Origin of the sequence: Clostridium sp. LY3-2, assembly GCF_024705715.1 — a bacterium.
GTDB lineage: Bacteria > Bacillota > Clostridia > Clostridiales > Clostridiaceae > Clostridium.
The window spans coordinates 1-17,079 of the sequence record NZ_JAMDLQ010000042.1; the positions used below are offsets into that span (position 1 = coordinate 1).

At 28.1% G+C, this 17,079-nt stretch carries 24 protein-coding genes and 1 pseudogene; 7 read left to right on the top strand and 18 right to left on the bottom strand.

Features of this window, described 5'->3' with window-relative positions:
• The 12 genes from M4I33_RS13205 to M4I33_RS13260 all read right to left on the bottom strand — a co-directional run.
• Positions 1–426: DNA adenine methylase (locus M4I33_RS13205; protein ID WP_257917235.1), on the bottom strand; the 426-nt coding region annotated here is incomplete at its 3' end.
• A 217-nt stretch (positions 427–643) separates the two neighbouring features.
• Positions 644–1,120, bottom strand: coding sequence for a RinA family protein (locus M4I33_RS13210; protein ID WP_257917236.1), 477 nt, complete (start codon positions 1,118–1,120; stop codon positions 644–646).
• Between the two features lie 269 nt (positions 1,121–1,389).
• Complete coding sequence (locus tag M4I33_RS13215; RefSeq protein ID WP_257917237.1) at positions 1,390–2,070, bottom strand: hypothetical protein; 681 nt, start codon at positions 2,068–2,070, stop codon at positions 1,390–1,392.
• A 228-nt stretch (positions 2,071–2,298) separates the two neighbouring features.
• Entirely contained in the window at positions 2,299–2,685 is a 387-nt protein-coding gene (locus M4I33_RS13220) for a single-stranded DNA-binding protein (protein ID WP_257917238.1), read from the bottom strand.
• A gap of 12 nt (positions 2,686–2,697) precedes the next feature.
• Positions 2,698–2,886: a hypothetical protein gene (locus M4I33_RS13225; protein ID WP_257917239.1), complete on the bottom strand. Its 189-nt coding sequence runs from the start codon at positions 2,884–2,886 to the stop codon at positions 2,698–2,700.
• 8 nt (positions 2,887–2,894) lie between these two features.
• Positions 2,895–3,062, bottom strand: coding sequence for a hypothetical protein (locus M4I33_RS13230; protein WP_257917240.1), 168 nt, complete (start codon positions 3,060–3,062; stop codon positions 2,895–2,897).
• A 5-nt stretch (positions 3,063–3,067) separates the two neighbouring features.
• Positions 3,068–4,366: a replicative DNA helicase gene (gene dnaB, locus M4I33_RS13235; protein ID WP_257917241.1), complete on the bottom strand. Its 1,299-nt coding sequence runs from the start codon at positions 4,364–4,366 to the stop codon at positions 3,068–3,070.
• 14 nt (positions 4,367–4,380) lie between these two features.
• Positions 4,381–5,142, bottom strand: a complete 762-nt coding sequence (locus M4I33_RS13240) for a conserved phage C-terminal domain-containing protein (protein ID WP_257917242.1) — start codon at positions 5,140–5,142, stop codon at positions 4,381–4,383.
• Positions 5,139–5,318: a hypothetical protein gene (locus M4I33_RS13245; RefSeq protein WP_257917243.1), complete on the bottom strand. Its 180-nt coding sequence runs from the start codon at positions 5,316–5,318 to the stop codon at positions 5,139–5,141. The genes M4I33_RS13240 and M4I33_RS13245 overlap by 4 nt, the downstream gene beginning before the upstream one ends.
• A 171-nt stretch (positions 5,319–5,489) precedes the next feature.
• A complete protein-coding gene (locus M4I33_RS13250) occupies positions 5,490–5,654 on the bottom strand; it encodes a hypothetical protein (protein WP_257917244.1) in 165 nt (54 codons plus the stop codon).
• A 47-nt stretch (positions 5,655–5,701) separates the two neighbouring features.
• On the bottom strand, positions 5,702–6,196 hold the full coding sequence (locus M4I33_RS13255) for a helix-turn-helix transcriptional regulator (RefSeq protein WP_257917245.1): 495 nt from the start codon (positions 6,194–6,196) through the stop codon (positions 5,702–5,704).
• 51 nt (positions 6,197–6,247) lie between these two features.
• Positions 6,248–6,436 carry a helix-turn-helix transcriptional regulator gene (locus M4I33_RS13260; RefSeq protein WP_257917246.1) on the bottom strand — a complete coding sequence of 63 codons (189 nt, stop codon included), beginning with the start codon at positions 6,434–6,436 and terminating at the stop codon, positions 6,248–6,250.
• A 140-nt stretch (positions 6,437–6,576) separates the two neighbouring features.
• Here M4I33_RS13260 and M4I33_RS13265 point away from each other — a divergent pair, with 140 nt between their 5' ends.
• The 5 genes from M4I33_RS13265 (at position 6,577) to M4I33_RS13285 (ending at position 11,255) form a co-directional block, all read left to right on the top strand.
• Complete coding sequence (locus M4I33_RS13265; protein WP_374707715.1) at positions 6,577–6,933, top strand: helix-turn-helix domain-containing protein; 357 nt, start codon at positions 6,577–6,579, stop codon at positions 6,931–6,933.
• Between the two features lie 89 nt (positions 6,934–7,022).
• Positions 7,023–8,513 carry a GIY-YIG nuclease family protein gene (locus tag M4I33_RS13270; RefSeq protein ID WP_257917248.1) on the top strand — a complete coding sequence of 497 codons (1,491 nt, stop codon included), beginning with the start codon at positions 7,023–7,025 and terminating at the stop codon, positions 8,511–8,513.
• A 163-nt stretch (positions 8,514–8,676) separates the two neighbouring features.
• Positions 8,677–9,171, top strand: coding sequence for an ImmA/IrrE family metallo-endopeptidase (locus M4I33_RS13275; protein WP_257917249.1), 495 nt, complete (start codon positions 8,677–8,679; stop codon positions 9,169–9,171).
• On the top strand, positions 9,152–10,789 hold the full coding sequence (locus M4I33_RS13280; protein WP_257917250.1) for a recombinase family protein: 1,638 nt from the start codon (positions 9,152–9,154) through the stop codon (positions 10,787–10,789). The genes M4I33_RS13275 and M4I33_RS13280 overlap by 20 nt, the downstream gene beginning before the upstream one ends.
• Positions 10,790–10,832: 43 nt before the next feature.
• Positions 10,833–11,255, top strand: coding sequence for a DUF5684 domain-containing protein (locus M4I33_RS13285; RefSeq protein ID WP_257917251.1), 423 nt, complete (start codon positions 10,833–10,835; stop codon positions 11,253–11,255).
• 47 nt (positions 11,256–11,302) lie between these two features.
• Here the strand turns inward: M4I33_RS13285 and M4I33_RS13290 are convergent.
• The 5 genes and pseudogenes from M4I33_RS13290 to M4I33_RS13310 all read right to left on the bottom strand — a co-directional run.
• Positions 11,303–12,088, bottom strand: a pseudogene (locus M4I33_RS13290) (FAD-dependent oxidoreductase); the annotation flags it as partial.
• Positions 12,085–13,068 (bottom strand): sulfide/dihydroorotate dehydrogenase-like FAD/NAD-binding protein, encoded by a 984-nt coding sequence (locus M4I33_RS13295; protein WP_257917252.1) that lies wholly within the window; start codon positions 13,066–13,068, stop codon positions 12,085–12,087. The gene M4I33_RS13295 and the pseudogene M4I33_RS13290, both read right to left, overlap by 4 nt.
• Before the next feature lie 95 nt (positions 13,069–13,163).
• Complete coding sequence (locus M4I33_RS13300) at positions 13,164–13,832, bottom strand: LssY C-terminal domain-containing protein (RefSeq protein ID WP_257917253.1); 669 nt, start codon at positions 13,830–13,832, stop codon at positions 13,164–13,166.
• A 203-nt stretch (positions 13,833–14,035) separates the two neighbouring features.
• Positions 14,036–14,422 carry a DUF5684 domain-containing protein gene (locus M4I33_RS13305; RefSeq protein ID WP_257917254.1) on the bottom strand — a complete coding sequence of 129 codons (387 nt, stop codon included), beginning with the start codon at positions 14,420–14,422 and terminating at the stop codon, positions 14,036–14,038.
• 78 nt (positions 14,423–14,500) lie between these two features.
• A complete protein-coding gene (locus tag M4I33_RS13310; protein WP_257917255.1) occupies positions 14,501–15,412 on the bottom strand; it encodes a D-alanyl-D-alanine carboxypeptidase family protein in 912 nt (303 codons plus the stop codon).
• A gap of 121 nt (positions 15,413–15,533) precedes the next feature.
• Between M4I33_RS13310 and M4I33_RS13315 the strand changes: the two genes are divergently transcribed.
• Both M4I33_RS13315 and ytfJ read left to right on the top strand, forming a co-directional pair.
• Positions 15,534–16,070 carry a DUF2953 domain-containing protein gene (locus M4I33_RS13315; protein ID WP_257917256.1) on the top strand — a complete coding sequence of 179 codons (537 nt, stop codon included), beginning with the start codon at positions 15,534–15,536 and terminating at the stop codon, positions 16,068–16,070.
• Positions 16,063–16,503, top strand: coding sequence for a GerW family sporulation protein (gene ytfJ / locus M4I33_RS13320; RefSeq protein WP_257917258.1), 441 nt, complete (start codon positions 16,063–16,065; stop codon positions 16,501–16,503). The genes M4I33_RS13315 and ytfJ overlap by 8 nt, the downstream gene beginning before the upstream one ends.
• A 22-nt stretch (positions 16,504–16,525) precedes the next feature.
• Here the strand turns inward: ytfJ and scpB are convergent.
• The coding region (gene scpB / locus M4I33_RS13325; protein ID WP_257917259.1) for an SMC-Scp complex subunit ScpB at positions 16,526–17,079 on the bottom strand (554 nt) is incomplete at its 5' end.

The window sequence follows — 17,079 nt, forward strand, 5'->3', positions numbered from 1 at the left end:
CTTTATACTATTGAAGTTCCCAAAACTATTAAGGGGAGCAATATAATAAGTAGTTCCGTAGCCATAGTTATCTCCTTTTGAAGCAAAACTTTGACTAATTAAATATAGAAATCTTACTGATCTATGAATCTCAGTTAAATATTCAATTTTATAATTTTTATATTCTTCAAAAATATCTCTTCCTGAAAACTCATACTCAAGTAATCTTTCTATTTCTGGTGCATGATATTTTATCATTTTAAATAAATTAACTAATTCCTTATCAATATCATTGATTACCTCAACTTTCGATTTATCTTTTCCAAAATAGACCCAGCCTGCACCAAAGAATAACTCAATGTAGCATTTATGTTCAGGTATTTTATTTATAATTGTTTTTCTTAATTTAGATTTTCCTCCCATTCTTGAAATAGGTGGTTTCATCATAATCTCACTTCCTTTTATTTTGATTTGGGTTAATATACACACCTAACCACACCAAAATAAAAAAGCACTTAGATTAATTCTTTAACTAATCTAAATGCTTTAAGGGTTTAATGAGAAATCATAACTTCTACAATATAATATTAACACTTCTATCCGATTATATGTTGTTCTACTTATGTACTCATACAAAATAAATAATACTAAAAAATCGTATCTACTAATTAAAGTCATCAAAACTATACTGTTTATATGGATTTTCAAATAACATATAATGCATATGATCTATAATTTTATCTCTTAATTTAGTCCTGCAGTAGTCGCCACTAAACCCTAATCTCATTCCTATTTGCTCCCAGCCTAATTTCTCTCTTGTAAAATACTTTAATTCAACTAGCTTTTTTTCATCAGAACTTAATAACTCCATACCATTATCAATCATAGTTATAATTTTTTGATTTGCAATAATATTTTTCTCTAATCTTTTCAAATTTCTTTCTTTATTTAAAACTTCATTTTCAACTGAAGAAGTTATTTTATATGTTTGACCTGTTCTTTCTTCATAACCTATTGCTGAAAATCCCTCATATTCTATTTCAAGTCTCTCCAGTTCCTCTAACTGACCTTTTATTGCCATCTTGACTAAGTTATAGCTATATAATGCATTTTCTACTTTTTTAAATTGTTGTTTATTCATCATTATCTCCTTTCAAATCACTTTAACTGGCTAGAAAATCATTGCCAGTAATATATCAATTTACGTTATTAATAACTATGTAATACTTTCTTTGTTTTAGAAAAATCTTTCAAGCAGTTTTCTATATATAATTATTTATTACTTTTATCCCCTATCACTAGCATCTTTTTCAAAACTACTGCCTATTATTAATAAAAAAATACCGTCTATTTTTCTTACAAATAGTACGGTATGAAGATTGCTATCAAAAATGTATTATCTATTATAATCTAATCCTGATTAGCTTTACGTTCTAACTGTGAATAAAAACACTCTACACCTTCTTCATGACAAGCAAATCCATATGCATAAATTTTCATTATCTTCCTATAATATTTATGACTTTCAAGGTATGATTGAACTCTTTCAGCAGGTATTTCTCTATTTGCTCGTTTCCACTCAGCTTTAAAATAAATTCTCAAAAAGTCTCTTAATACGTCAATACTATCATCTAACTCTAGAATGTGCTCCTTATCATAATAGTTTTCCTTATTTATAATTTTCTCGCTTAGTAACGAAATCAAATAAATAATAAAATCATTATTTTTATTTTTTCCTTTATCTGGACCAAAATAGAGTATTAATAGCGTTGCATTATTTTCAATATCTGCTTTTAAACCATCTATTACTTTATCATCTGATATCTCCGTATTCTTCATATAAGCTAATAATTTATGACATGATGAAATAAAATCTACACTTTTTTTTCTTACTTCCTGTATCCAATCTATTCTAGCTTTTGCTACAATATTTCCTTTGAAATTCTCTTCATTTAATTCTCTTTGTTGATTCAATATTTTCTTATTATTTAAATAAGCAGCTATAGCGACACCTAATGATATAAATGCTGCTATACTTGCCCATTGGAATTTTCCATTTGAGTCTAAAAACAAAAATGTTAATAAATCCATTTTAACGCCCTCTCTTTTTAAAATAATTTAAAGTTTTACTAATTTATCAAAACTTTATTATCTAATATTATACTATCGTAGTATTGAATTTTAAAAGAACATTTTTAGTCATATATTTACATTGTGAAGTAATAATTCTATTTTTATTGCTTTACAATATTATAAGTTACTTTAGTTTTTTTATTTATTTTATCCTCTTATACGAGGATATTATTTAAGAATATATTTCTAAAATGGCATATCTCCATCATCTACTGGTGTCATATCTTCAAAATTTGATTGAACTGCATTTGCTGCATCATCAGTTTGCTTTGCAAAATCCAAAAAGTCACATCTATCTGCTACGACTGTAGTTGTATAGTGTTTTACGCTATCCTTTTCGTATGATCCTGTTTTAATACTTCCTGCTACTGCTACCTTTCTTCCTTTAGTTAAATACTGAGCTATATTCTCAGCATTTTTACCAAAGGCTACACAATTAATAAAGTCCGCTTCATCTTTATTTGATTTCCTTGTTACAGCTAAAGAAAATCTCGTTACAGCAGTTCCCTTTCCTGCAGTAAATCTTAATTCAGGATCTTTTGTTAATCTCCCTATTAAAAATACATTATTCATTTAATCAACTCCCTACTCTGCTTCATATGCTATTTTGTTTTCAACTAGACATAATCTTCTTAATGTTATATTTGATCGCGTAAGGACTTTAGTTATTTTGTCCTTTGCTGCTTCCCAAGATTTTGAGATTACATAAACTCTATTCTCAACATTCTTGCCATCTTTTTCTCCAAACCAATCAATTATATATAAATCCTTCATAATATCACCTAACACGCACTGCCCTTTCTTCTCATTCCACATTTACGTTTTATAGTATCGCTAACTGTAAACTGATACTCGTTGATTTCCTTTTCTCTTTTAGCTTGTCTACGCTTTATATCACTAATTGTCATTTCCATCATTTCATGTGGTGTGTATTTCTTTAATAAATTCATTTTTACTACCTCCAATCTATGTTTCCAATCTTTTGTAGCTTGTCTATGTAAGCAAATTTAAGCGTTCCTGTTTTACCGTTTCTTTGTTTTGCAATTATCCATTCCATTATGTTTTGATCTTCTGTTTCTGCATTATAATATGCATCCCTATAAGCAAACATAACTAAATCGGCATCCTGTTCTATATTTCCACTCTCTCTTAGATCTGATAGCATTGGTCTTTTATCATATCTCTGTTCAACACTTCTGGATAATTGGCATAATAAAATAATATTTATATCAAGCTCTTTTGATAAAAGCTTAAGTTGTCTCGTAACTTCTCCTATAGCATAAGCTCTATTATCTCCAGATGTGATATCCATAAGTCCTAAATGATCTATGATTAAAACATCTAATCCTGTACTTTGTTTCATTGCTTTAGCTTTTGCTTTTATTGTTATGATGCTTTGGTAGTCTGAGCAATCCGTAAACATATTATCTCTACTTGATAAATCATTGAACGCTTGGCTAACTTTATGTAATTCGTTATCAGTTAGCTTCCCAACTTGTAGCTTCTGAACTTCAACGTTACTGTTATAAGCTAATCTTCTCATTCCTAACGCTTCCTCTGTCATTTCCATTTCAATAAGTCCAACCTTATAGCCATTCTTAGCCATACCATCTGCCATATTTAATGCAATTAATGTTTTACCCATAGAAGGTCTACCACCTATTACAAATAGCTCACCTTTCTTTAATCCGTTTGTTGCTCTATCAAAAATATTAAATCCAGTTTTTATACCAGGTATCTCTCCACCATTTGCAGCTCTCTTTTCAATTTCATCAAGTGTTTTAGCTAGTAAATCTGAATCCTTAGTAATTGATTTGTTTGTGTGATTGCTAGTCATTAACTTATCTTGCATATGACCTATAATCTTGTTAGCATTATTATTTTCATCATAAAGCTGAATTACTGACTTATTCATTTCAGTTATTGCAGCTCTTCTAAATGATTTATCCTTAATTATTTTTATATAAGTTTCTAGTTGAATATTCATTCCTGATTCAATTAGATCTGCTATGTAAGAAACTCCTCCGATATCTTCTAAGTTATTTCTTCCTACGCTTTCAGTTAATGTTACTAAGCTAATCTCTTTCCCTTCTGCAAAAAGTTTACTCATATGTTTAAAAATAATTTTATGTTTTCTTAGGTAAAAGTCTTTTTCACTTAACTTTTCCATACACTCGATTAAATTTTTATTGTTATAAAGTATTGATCCTAATACCTCAATTTCTGCTTTTATGTTGTTTGGTAATTCCTTCATATCATTAACTCCTCTTAATCATCAAATTCAAATTCATTTAGTGATCTTGGCTTTATTTCCTTTGGTTTAACTTCTTCAATCCTTCTTTGATTTAAATACCCTTCAAACTTGCTTTCGCTAAATAGTGTTGCAGGTCTTAAATACATTTCGTAAGAAGTACCTTTCCAATCTTTAACCTTGTTATCAATAACCATCTTAAATTCTTCTACTGTGAAACCAGTTTCTAGTCTTGCCTTTATATTTTTTATAGTGCTCTTACTATTTGGTTTATATCTTGTACCAGCTTTTAGATTTAAATAATCAATTATTTCTTCACAAGCACTATATATATTTTTAATAGATGGGTCTTTTAATAGATTAATATTTTGTTCCGACTTTTCAGTAGGAGGGGGTCCGACTTTTGAGTAGGACGGGTCCGACTTTTCAGTAGGTTGCTTTTGGGTATCAGATGCTATTAACTCTTTATACCTTTTTCCAACGCCATAAAATGAAAAACTTCCTCCCTTTTTCACTAATTCAAAGTCTAAAACACCAGCATCTACTAATGTTTTTAATCTTCTTCTTAATACATCCTTAGACTTGATACCAAGTATAGGTAGTTCAGCTAAAAGTGTTTCGTATTTTAGCCAATAATATGGCTTGTCATCAATAATTTTTATAGTCATAGAGCCACTATCTTTAAAATCAATAAAGTATCTTAATATCGCAAGATCTTTATCATCTAGACCAAGCTCTAATGCCTTTGATTGTGAAAATCCCATAAAAGTGAACTTCATTTAACTACCTCCTTTGAGGAATTTATGATATAATTAAGGTGCTTGATATAAATTAGGTGGCTTTGGCCATCTTTTTTTATATCCTCAATTACAGAATCATAAGCTTCCTTATAGCTCATTCCACTAAAATATCTTCTAACTATTTCATCAATAATTATTTCTAAATTCTTATCCATACAAACTCCTAACAAACTGACATAACATGTCCATTTTTCACAGTTAGATAAAATCCTTTGCTTGCTAAAAGCATAGCTTCTTCTAACGTTATTATTTTCATATCAATCACCTAACTTTCATTATGTTAATTCAATGCTTTAAAGGCTTTTTAGCCTATTATCATTCGAATACTACATATCCTTTTGTATTCTTTTTTGCATTTCATCAGCTATTCTCTTACACTTATCAGGACCATATTTTTTAACAACTATATCTGCTAAAACTTCTGCCATTTTTGATTCAATAATTGACATATCTTCTGGGAAATTAACTTCAACTAATAGCTTTCCTGCCATTAAATCACCCCCTTCATTTAAACTATGATTTACTAATAAATCTGTTACTATCTAATAGAATATTTTTCAGCTAATATCTTAAGCTCTGCAGCTCTTTGCTCTAATTTTGTGAAAAAAGCAATTATAACTTCTAGTTCTTCCTGCTCTGACTCGTCTATAATTCCATCTTCAACTATCTTTAATAAAGTTCTCTGTACATTCTTGCTATTTTCTAAGTCATTAGTTGCATTAATTGCAAACTTATAAAGATTATTTATATTTTCTGAATCTATAGGTTGAGTAATTCTCTTACCTATCGGACATTCATTACAGCAATAATTATTAAGTAAGTGTGGTGCATTATATGCATCAGCCATTCTAACGACTTTATCTACAGGAACAACTTTACAAAGATCTAACTCATAATCAGTTAATGAATCCTTTGAAATACCTAAAATTTCTGAAGCTCCTTCTCTACTTGCTAACTTCGAATTAAATTTAGATGCTTCTTTCCTTGCTTTGCAATACACGTTTTGTGCTGCTTTTGTTGGTTGCTTTGCCATGTATATTTTTCTCCTTTCGTGGGATAATATTATTATTCACATAATGTGTTTTTATTTATCAAAAAAAATATTATCTATTTTACAATTGAAATTTGACTTGAATTTAACTAAAAAATTATAGCTTGGATTTCTTATACCAAGTTCTATTTTAGTATAATACGACTCTGATACGCCAAGCTTTTTTGCCATATCAACGCGATTAAGCTTTTGATTTATTCTAAATAGCTGTAATTTACTCATACACGCCTCCTTCACACAGTGTGAAAATATTCTTGAGTAAATTATACTTTAGATATTGTGTTTTTTCAAGTTTTTTTTTACATTTCGTGAGTATTAATGCTTTTTATTCACTATTTGTGTAAAATATAATAAGAAAGTTGGTGAGTTTTTTGTTTGGTGATAGATTAAAAAATTTAAGAAGAGATAAAGATTTAACACAAGCTCAATTAGCGAAGTTTTTAAATATCTCTCCTAGTTCAATCGGTATGTATGAAAAAAACAGAAGAGTTCCAGATACTGAGATTTTAAAAAAGTTTGCTGAATACTTTAAAGTGTCTGTTGATTACTTAATTGGAAAAACTGATATAAAAGAATCTGCAGAGGATTTAATTAAGAGTAGTCAAGTAACCATTGCATTGCATAACGATGATGGTATAGATTCAGAATTACCTGACGAAGCAAAAAAAGAAATAGAAAATTTTATTGAATATGTAAAAAGTAAGTATGAAAAAAAATAATTGTGTAAAATTACACCATTATTTTTTTATTTTGCTATTTGGTAATATATCTATAAATATATATAAATTAACATCAGAAGGAGTATTTTATGGACTTATTTAACAAGAAAAAATTAGCTATACTACAAGAAGAAAATAACAATTTAAAAAGAGAATTAGAAAAACTTAAATTAACTAAAAGTGAATTAAATTATTTAAACTTAACTGATGAGTTAAAAAAACTTGAAGAATTAGTAATTTCGAAAAAGGAGTCAATTGAAAGTTATCAAAAAAATATAATTGATTTGCAGGATCTGGCTAGTTTAGAAACTAGGAAGCTTAAATCTAAGGAAGAAATTATTAGTTTAAATAAAAATATTGATGAACTAAAGATACAAAAGAACTCTCTTCATGATGAGTCTATGGAAATTAAAAATAAAATACTAAGAGATTCCCAAAAATTATCTAAAATAAAACCATTATATTTAGCTATTCAGAAGATTATTAATGAATATCCCCAATTAGATATATTCAATGATAACATCCAAGAGATTAGTTTATCATCAAGTAATATTGAATTATATGATGACTTAGCTCCTACGGTAACCTTGAAATTACATAGCATGGATGTCAAATCCTTAAGAAAAGAATTAAATATTACAAATAAAGCAATCGATAAAGTATTAGAGCAATACGAAAAAAGATACACTACTAAATCCAATTTAACTATTTATAGACTAATGGTTATAGCACTAAGAGCAGAGCTCCAAAATATACTTTCAAATCTTAGATATGATAAGTTAGATAAATCAATTAGTGATTTAAAAATTATTACACAAAAATACTTATCTATTGCTAATGATGGAAATAAACAGTTGCTAAGTACTATTACAAAATTTATAAACGAAATTGAATACCTATTCATCCAGTGTATAAATATTGAATATGAATATTATCAAAAAAAACAACGTGAAAAAGAAGAACAAGCTGCTATTAGAGAACAAATGAAACAAGAAGCCGAAGAAAGAAAAATTTTAGCTAAACAACAGAAACAAGTTGAAAAAGAGGAAGAAAAATATAAAAACGAAATCTGTAAGATACAAGAGCAAATAATACAATCTGATGATGAAAATAAATTGTTAGAACTTCAAAACAAAATCTATGAACTACAGAACCAATTAAATAAAGTTGAAGAAAAGAAAGATGAAATTATTAGTAGACAAAATGGAAAAGCTGGTTATGTTTATATAATAAGTAATTTAGGTTCTTTTGGTGAAAATGTATTTAAGGTAGGTATGACAAGAAGACTAGAGCCAATGGATAGAATTAATGAATTGAGTAATGCATCTGTACCTTTCTCTTTTGATGTCCATAGTTTTATTTTTTCTGAAGATGCAGTTGGTTTAGAACATAATTTACATAAAATTTTAGATAAACAAAGAGTTAATAAGATTAATTTGAGAAAGGAATTTTTTAGAACAGATATTGAATCACTAAAAGATTTAGTAGAAAAAATTGATCCATCTGCTGAATTTACAGTTACAATGCTCGCTGAACAATACAGGGATTCTTTAGAATATGATATTGAACAAGCTGTTTAAAATATATTTATTAATTTAACTTTAATTGGAATAAGATGAAGATTTCTTTCTTCATCTTATTTTTTTAATATTATATTTTAAAATTGTTAAAAATCTTTAACCTCCAGAACATACGTTCCTGTATTGTGATATAATTTTTACATAACTTTGTTAGGAGGAACAAATGAGAAATTTAAATGACATTTACAAATTAATAGAAAAAGAACAAATAATACTTGAAGAAATTAGTTTTAAAGAAAACATTAAAGGTATTTATTTTAAAGTACCAGGTATAAATCCCACAATAGGCATTAATATATCTATCCTATCTGATACTAAAAAATACATATCGGTTTTAGCTGAAGAGCTAGGACACCACTTTACTTCTATTGGTGATTTAACTGCTGAAGCAGTTACTTATAGTGACCAATTAAATAAATCACGTCAAGAGATTAGGGCTAGACGTTGGGCTGCTAATTATTTAATTGATGATAAAGAAATACTTGGAGCTATACTACAAAATATCAATACTATATATGGACTCTCACTCCATTTTAATGTGACAGAAGAAATCATAAAATATAAGTTAATATCAATATATCTTAAAGAAGATAAATATAATAATAGTGTACTAGCTGTTATGAATAAGGAGTTAATTTATGATTGTTGCAATATATAGTAGGAAATCTAAATTCACTGGTAAAGGTGACTCAATAGAAAACCAAATAGAAATGTGTAAAGCTCATGTACAAGCTCATATAAATAAAGATGCTGAGTTTATTATCTACGAAGATGAAGGCTTTAGTGGTGGAAATATAAACCGACCTGAGTTTAAAAAGCTTATGAACGATGCTAGAAATAAAAAAATAGATCTTCTTATTTGCTATAGACTAGATAGGATTAGTAGAAATGTTTCTGACTTCTCTTCTGTGCTTGAAACTCTTCAAGAAAATAAGGTGGATTTTGTATCTATAAAAGAACAATTTGATACCTCTTCTCCTATGGGGAGAGCTATGATATATATTGCATCTGTTTTTGCCCAGCTTGAAAGAGAAACTATAGCAGAACGTGTTAAGGATAATATGCTTGAAATGGCTAAGAACGGTAAATGGACAGGTGGTAAGATTCCTTTAGGATTTAAATCTGAAAAGTCTTATTTTTATGATGATGAAGGTAAAAAAAGACAACAAACTTCCCTAGTCCATAACACTGAAGATCTAGAGTTTGTTAAGTTTTTATATGAAAAATATTTAGAACTTGGAAGCCTTCATAAATTAGAGGTTTATACACATCAAAATAATATCCGTTCTGCTTCAGGTAGATTGTTTGAAAAGAGTACATTAAAATTAGTTCTTCAAAATACTATCTATGTTAAGGCTAATAGTAGTGTTATTGATTATCTTCAAACTAAAGGCTGTAAAGTCTATGGTGAAATTGATAATGAACACTCCCTACTAACTTATAATAAAACAGAAGCAGTACATAAGAATGGTAAACAAACTAAGGCTAATAAAAGCCCTTCTGAGATGTTTGCAGCAGTTAGTAGTGTAATTGGTTATTTAGAGCCTGAACTATGGCTTAGAGTTCAATATCAGTTCGATAAGAATAGAGATACTTTTCCACGTCTTGGCAAAACACACAATTCACTTTTAACTGGCAAAATCTTTTGTGGTAGTTGTAAATCAAGATTAATAGTTCAACATGGTAATGTTTCACCTAAAACAGGTAAAAGACACTTATATTATAATTGTTATCTTAAAAAGGTTTCTAAAAAGCAATTATGTGATGTTAAAAATGTTAAGCTTGAGAGAGTTGAAGAAGCTGTACTTCAAACACTAAAAAACCTTAGTTATAATAAAAATTTATTTTTATCAAATTTAAAAAATATAAATTCTAAAGATAATAATAATGAATTATTATCTTTAAATAAGCAAATAGAAGAAAAGAATTCTCAGATTAATGTGTTAGTAGATAAATTATCTAAAGATCATGACGATTTAATTACTGATGTTTTATTTAACAAAATTACAGAACTAAAAAAAGAATGCAATATAATTGAAAATAATATTAATGTATTAAAAAAAGAAAATTTAGAAAATGAAAATAATAAATTAGAATTTTCACTAGTTGAAACTTTAATTAGTAAATGCAGCTATATAGATAAATTAGAACATTCAGAGCAAAAACAATTAATTAATACTCTTATAGATAAAGTTTATTACTTCCCTCCTGATGAGCTTGGAGATGATAAAATTAAAATTAATTTTGTTGGAGCTTTTGATTTATTAAATGCATAATAAATTTTTTAAAACAGGATAAACTATATCTGAGGTGATATGTATGGATTTTTTTAATGGTCTTTATGCTGCCACAAGCGGTATAGCTTTAGGCGGTCTAGGTCTTATCGTGGGACTAATTTATTACTTAGTTAGAGTTTATCCTAGTTATGTAATGGCTAAAAGAGCAAGATTAAAAAATCCTTGGATGATGTGGATTCCTATCCTAGGTGAATTTAAAATCTTACATCTAGCAGGGTTTTCTTATTGGTATTTTATATTAATGCTAATACCATTCGTAAATATTATTTTTATGATAATAGTATTTTATAGAATAATGAGAAACTTTGGATTTGGCATAGGTATGACAATCTTAGGTGTAATCTTTTCTTTCGTAGCCTTCATTACTTTTTGGTTTATTGTCCTTTCAGACCGCAGGTTTGTTGGAGATATTCCAAGAGAGTTTCAAGAGGAATATAATGATTGATCTAACTAAAAAAGGCAACCTGAAAAAGGTTGTCTTTTTGTTCATACAGCATGTCCTGTATCTAAAAGGATTATATTTTCAGCAAATTCCTTTAATGCATATTGTTGACAAACTTTAGTTTCAAGTTTTGAATAATTAATATCCTCTGCAGGTATTTTTAAAATTACTACCCCATCTTTATTTAATTTATCTTGTATTTCTTTAGATAATGATTCTTTTGCAAGCTTACAAGAACCTGAGAATGCCCCTAATTTATCCTCTTCCCTTTCCCCTTGAATATCTTCGATATTGCACCTTGCACTTATACTTAGCCTTGGCCCAAATGCCGGGCAACGTAATATACACATAGAACATCCATTCCCATATTTTAAACAATTACCCATAGGTCCTGTAGATCCTGTTGTCTCAACAACAACATCGCACTCTAAATACTCATCATCATCGTAATAAATCCCTTTAATATTTTTTCCATCAAAATTTACATCTTTTACTCTAGTTTGGATTAATATATTTATTCCTAATGAGTTTACGTAATCGCGTACTACACCTTCTATTACATTTACATCATATAACCAAGCGTGTTCGTGTCCAGGAAAACTTATATTTTTATGTCTTGAGCATTCATCAGTAATCTTAAACAAATCCCCTGCACCAAGTGCAATTAACTCCTCTGTAGCAGTATAACGACCATTATTCCTCATTATACCACCAACATTACCAAGTCCTAAAAGAAGATCAGTCTTTTCAAATAAATAAACGTCTGCACCAGCTTTTTTAGCTGAAATAGCTGCAGCTACTCCTGACCATCCACCACCTATAATTGCTACTTTCATATATATCTTCTCCCTTCAAAAAGTTCTCGTGGTTCTACCTGTTCTTTACAGTAGCGCCTAACCACACCACCTTTATATCGTATTGTACATGCACCGCATATACCCTCTCCGCAGCACATCTTAAAATTATTACAACATGCTAATTTAATTTTTCTAGTTGCCTCTTTATCTACGAAATCAATAGTCAATTTTGTTAATATATCTGCACCTGCGGTATAAATTAAGGAAATATTACTTTTTATTTGGTCTTTTAGAATATATTTCATTTCTTCAGTTAAGTTCCCATTATTCATAATAGTAATTTTACTTAAATTACAATCATACTTTTCTATAACACTTTCTAAAAAGTTATATTTTGTATCATTAGTATCAACATAAACAATTATTTCATTATTGTTTTGCTTAAGTTTTCTTATAACCTGAACGATAGGTGCTATACCAATGCCCTTTGCTATAATAATAGCTTTAGACTCCTTCAAATTCATTATATTATCAACACCAAATATTCCGTTCCAATAAGGTGCTTTTATCTTTATTTCATCCTTATCTAGACTATTCAAAATTCTTTTTGTTTTAATCCCCTTAATCTCAATTAGTATTTTAATTGTATTTTTTTCTTTATCAGTTTCCATTACCGAAATTGGAATGTCATAAAAATTTTTATCTTCGTCTAGTATAAATATAAAACTTCCAGGGTTAATTAATGAATTTGCAAGTCCGTGTGTTATTTCTAATTCAAGTTCTAACAAATTTTTTTCAATAAATACCTTTTTTAAAATTTTAGACTTATATGTTTTCCTTCCTTCTTTTGGCATGGAATTATTAGATATAAATTCTTGATATATACATACCCCATTCCAGTTACAACAATCACAAAATTTTTCTCCTTTTAACTGCGAACATAATAAACATTCTCCACAAAGAGCTAAATTACATGGACAATATTCACTTCCAGAATCAATACACTTAGTAATTTTCATAACATTGCTCCCAAAATTATTTATACTAATAAATTATTAAATTACCTACTAATTGTTACTTTAAATTTACTCATAAAAGAAAAGCATGAATTTAATTATTCATGCTTTTTATCTGTTATTGTTATAAATGGTAACGATCCATCTGTATAAATTCTGTCTCCACCACCATTTCGTCCATGGTAACTACTTGTAAAGTGTGTAACTTCATCAACTTTATCAACTACTGAATTATCATAAAGAGTTTTTATAACAAAATCTCTTTCTTCATCTACATTAGGATCTATTTTATGTGTAATTTGTCCTGTAAAGAGTGATAACCCTACGTTTCTATCAAAAGTAGCTGAAGCAAGCCAATCTGCCTGCATACCACCTGGAAGATACCAATCTTTAGGAGTTTTCCATAATCTTATATGATGCCTTTTTCTTGGATTACCATGTATTTCTTTTTCAAAAGCCAAATCTTGCTTTCTAGAAAACAGATAAAGTGAACTAACTGGTGCATTTTTATATGATCTTGATAATATACTTGCAAATCCAATTTTTATAGATGATTTAAAGTTTAAATCATCTGCTCTGTGCCATCCACTTTCTAGAAAAGCGTCAATTATCTCTTCTTCCTTCGCATAAAAGGCTAAATTTATTGGATCTCCTAGTAACCCATCATTAGTTTTAGTTCTTCCTATAAAATAGTCTGGTAAATAAAATTTTGTTATAAACCGAGTAATCATAGGTAGTATAAAATAAGCAAGGTACAACCATAACATTATATATATCAAGAAATGAATTTTTCTTGAAAGCCAATCTGAGAAAATTACTTCATAAATAATATAGGCTAGCAATATAGTAGTAATAAATTTTATTATTCTAATTACCAAATTTAATTTATTTTCATCTCTATTTTCGAATTATTTCATATTCCTCCCCCTTATTGAAAGATATATAAAAAAAGACAACTCTGGTTGCCTTTTTATTCTTTGAATTCATCTGGTATATTCCCAACAAATTCTTTATCACTAAGTACAATATACCAAAACGCAATAAAAGCAATAAATGAAAAAATTATTCCTAAAATTGTCATAATTAATCCAAATCCAAAGTTTTTCATTATCTTATAAAACACTATTATCGAAAAAATTACGTTTATAAATGGTATAAACATCAAAACAAAATACCAAAATGAAAAACCGGCTAAGTGAAGCATTTCAAGTTCACCTAGAAAAGGAATACACATCATCCATGAATGCTTTAATCTTGCTCTTTTAGCCATAATATAACTAGGATAGACTCTTATAATATAAAATACTATCGCCACTATTATTCCATAGTTACTAAAGTAAACTTCATCAAAATACATAAAATCACCTCTTATCACCATTTTAACAAGAATAATTAAATGTATTTAAAATAATGTGTTAATTTTCAAATAACCTTTTTATAGAGCTTTATTTAATAATTTTATTTCTGATTCAATATTATTTTTATAAGCTTTTACAATATTATTATCATTTACATATGTATTTATATCCATAGCTTTAGAATTAGAGTTATCCCTTACAAAATTAAATATTTTTTCTGTTTGATTCCATCTATCTTGGCAGTCCAAAACTACTATTATAATATCATCTCCATTACAGTTTACAGAAGTTACTAAGCATTTTCCTGCTCCTCCAGTATAACCAGTTTTAACACCATTAGCCTGAGGAATTTTCCATAGTATCTTATTTATATTATTATATGACCTACTAAAATTATTTTTACTTATCTCCTTTTTTGCTACTATATTTCTAAATACATCATTTTCCATAGCCTTAGAAGTTATTAATGCTAAATCATAAGCACTAGAGTAATGTTCTTTTTCATCTAATCCATGTGGTGTAGTAAAGTGCGAATCAATAGCGCCTAGACTTATTGAATAATGACTCATTAACTTGCAATACTCCTCTACACTTCCAGAAATTCCTTCTGCTATGATAATTGCCGCATCATTCCCAGATTTGAAAAGTAACCCATGAAGTAACTCCTCTAATTTAATCTTTTCATTAACTTTATAACCTACTTTAGACCCTCGGACAGATACTGCGTTTTTACTTACTAAAAATTCTTTATTAAGATTTGAGCTTTTGATAGCCACTAAAGCAGTTAGTATTTTAGTTGTGCTTGCTATAGGTACATTTTGATAAGCATTCTGTTCAAAAAGAATTTGTCCTGTTTTTCTACTATAAGCTATTGCATGCCTCGCGGATACTCTTAGTTTTCCTTCTCCTTTGGCATAAACTGGAATTGTACTATTGAATATGATTGTAAAAGATAAAAGTGTTGAAATTAAGCAAATTTTCTTTTTCATAATAATTTCACCTCTCATTATATAGTTTGTATCTAGATTGGTTTTATTATTCTTGCCAATATTCTTAAAATATTAGTATATTTTTCTTTAAAAGGTCAATACTTAATTTGGAGGATAAAATATGGTATTGATTTTTATTGTTTTAATTTTATTTATTCTTTTTTTCAAAATTCCAATTAAATTCAAAGTATCTATTACTAGAAATAAAAAAATAATAAAAGTTTTTAATAAAAATTTATTTAAAAAACCTACTTCTAAGAAAAAAACCAATCGAAATAAAAAAATTTTTGAATTTTTCAAATCTAAAGTTTTTCTTAACCAATTTTTAGGATCAATAAATAAAATAAAAAGAAAACCTAAGGTTAAATTAGAGGGATTTATAAACTATTCCCTAGGTGATGCTGCATTAACTGCAATTTCTTATGGTTTATTTTCTACTTTTGCAGCTTTTTTATTCAAAATTTCAAAAATTTTTTTCGATTATAAAAAATCTAATCTAATAATTAATCCGCTTTTACAAAAAAAAATGGACTTTGCACTTAAATTTGAATGTATAATTTATATTTCCTTAGTGCAAATTATACACATAACTATTTTATTTATCTTATCTTATTTGAAATCAAAGGAGGTGTCCCTTTTCGGGGAACAATATGAATAAAGAACATCCTATAGAAAATTTAATGAAATCAACTATGGAAAACATCAGAGATATGATTGATGTAAATACAATTATTGGAGAGGCTGTAGAGACACGAGATGGAACTTATATAATTCCAATATCAAAAGTTTCATTTGGATTTGCATCGGGAGGTACAGAATTTGATTCAAAAACAGGGATTTCATCTGATTTTGAAATCAATTACCCTTTTGGTGGTGGTTCAGGAGCTGGTGTAACTATAAAACCAGTTGCATTTTTGGTAGTAAGAGAAAATTCAGTTAGACTTTTACCCGTAGAACAGGATAATACTTACGATAGAATTGTCGATACTGTTCCACAAGTTATTGAATTATTTAAAGATTTATTTCCAAAAAAAGAGGTGGATATAAATATAACAGAAAAAATTGAAGAAATTGAAATAGAAGAAGAATAAAGTGATCCGCTTGCGGAACTCTTTATTCTTCTTCTATATTTTCATCTATTTCAAAGTCAGAATACAAATCTAAACTAGGTAACTCGTCTAAGCAACTTACACCAAACTGTCTTAAGAATTCGTCAGTTGTCCCGTAAAGAATTGGTCTTCCTGGAACTTCTAGTCTACCAACTTCAGCAATAATTTCTCTTTCTAATAACTTTTGAATAGCGCTCTCAGATTTAACGCCTCTTATTTCATCGATATCTACTCTTGTAATCGGTTGTTTATATGCTATAATTGCAAGACTTTCTAGCGAAGCTTGACTTAAAGATTGTCTCTTATTTTTCTTTAATAATTTTTGTATTACATCGCTGTAATTTGATTTGGTAACTAATTGATATGTATTATTAATATTTATTAATTTTATTCCTCTATTTTCGATTTCATAATCCAACATTAATTCACCAATTACTTGTTCCAAATATTTAGGCGTTGTTTCTAAGTTTATGGCTAAGTCTCTCAGTCTTACTGGTTCACCACTAACAAAAAGTATTGCCTCAATAGCACCTTTTAGAAAATTCTTCTTTGATACTT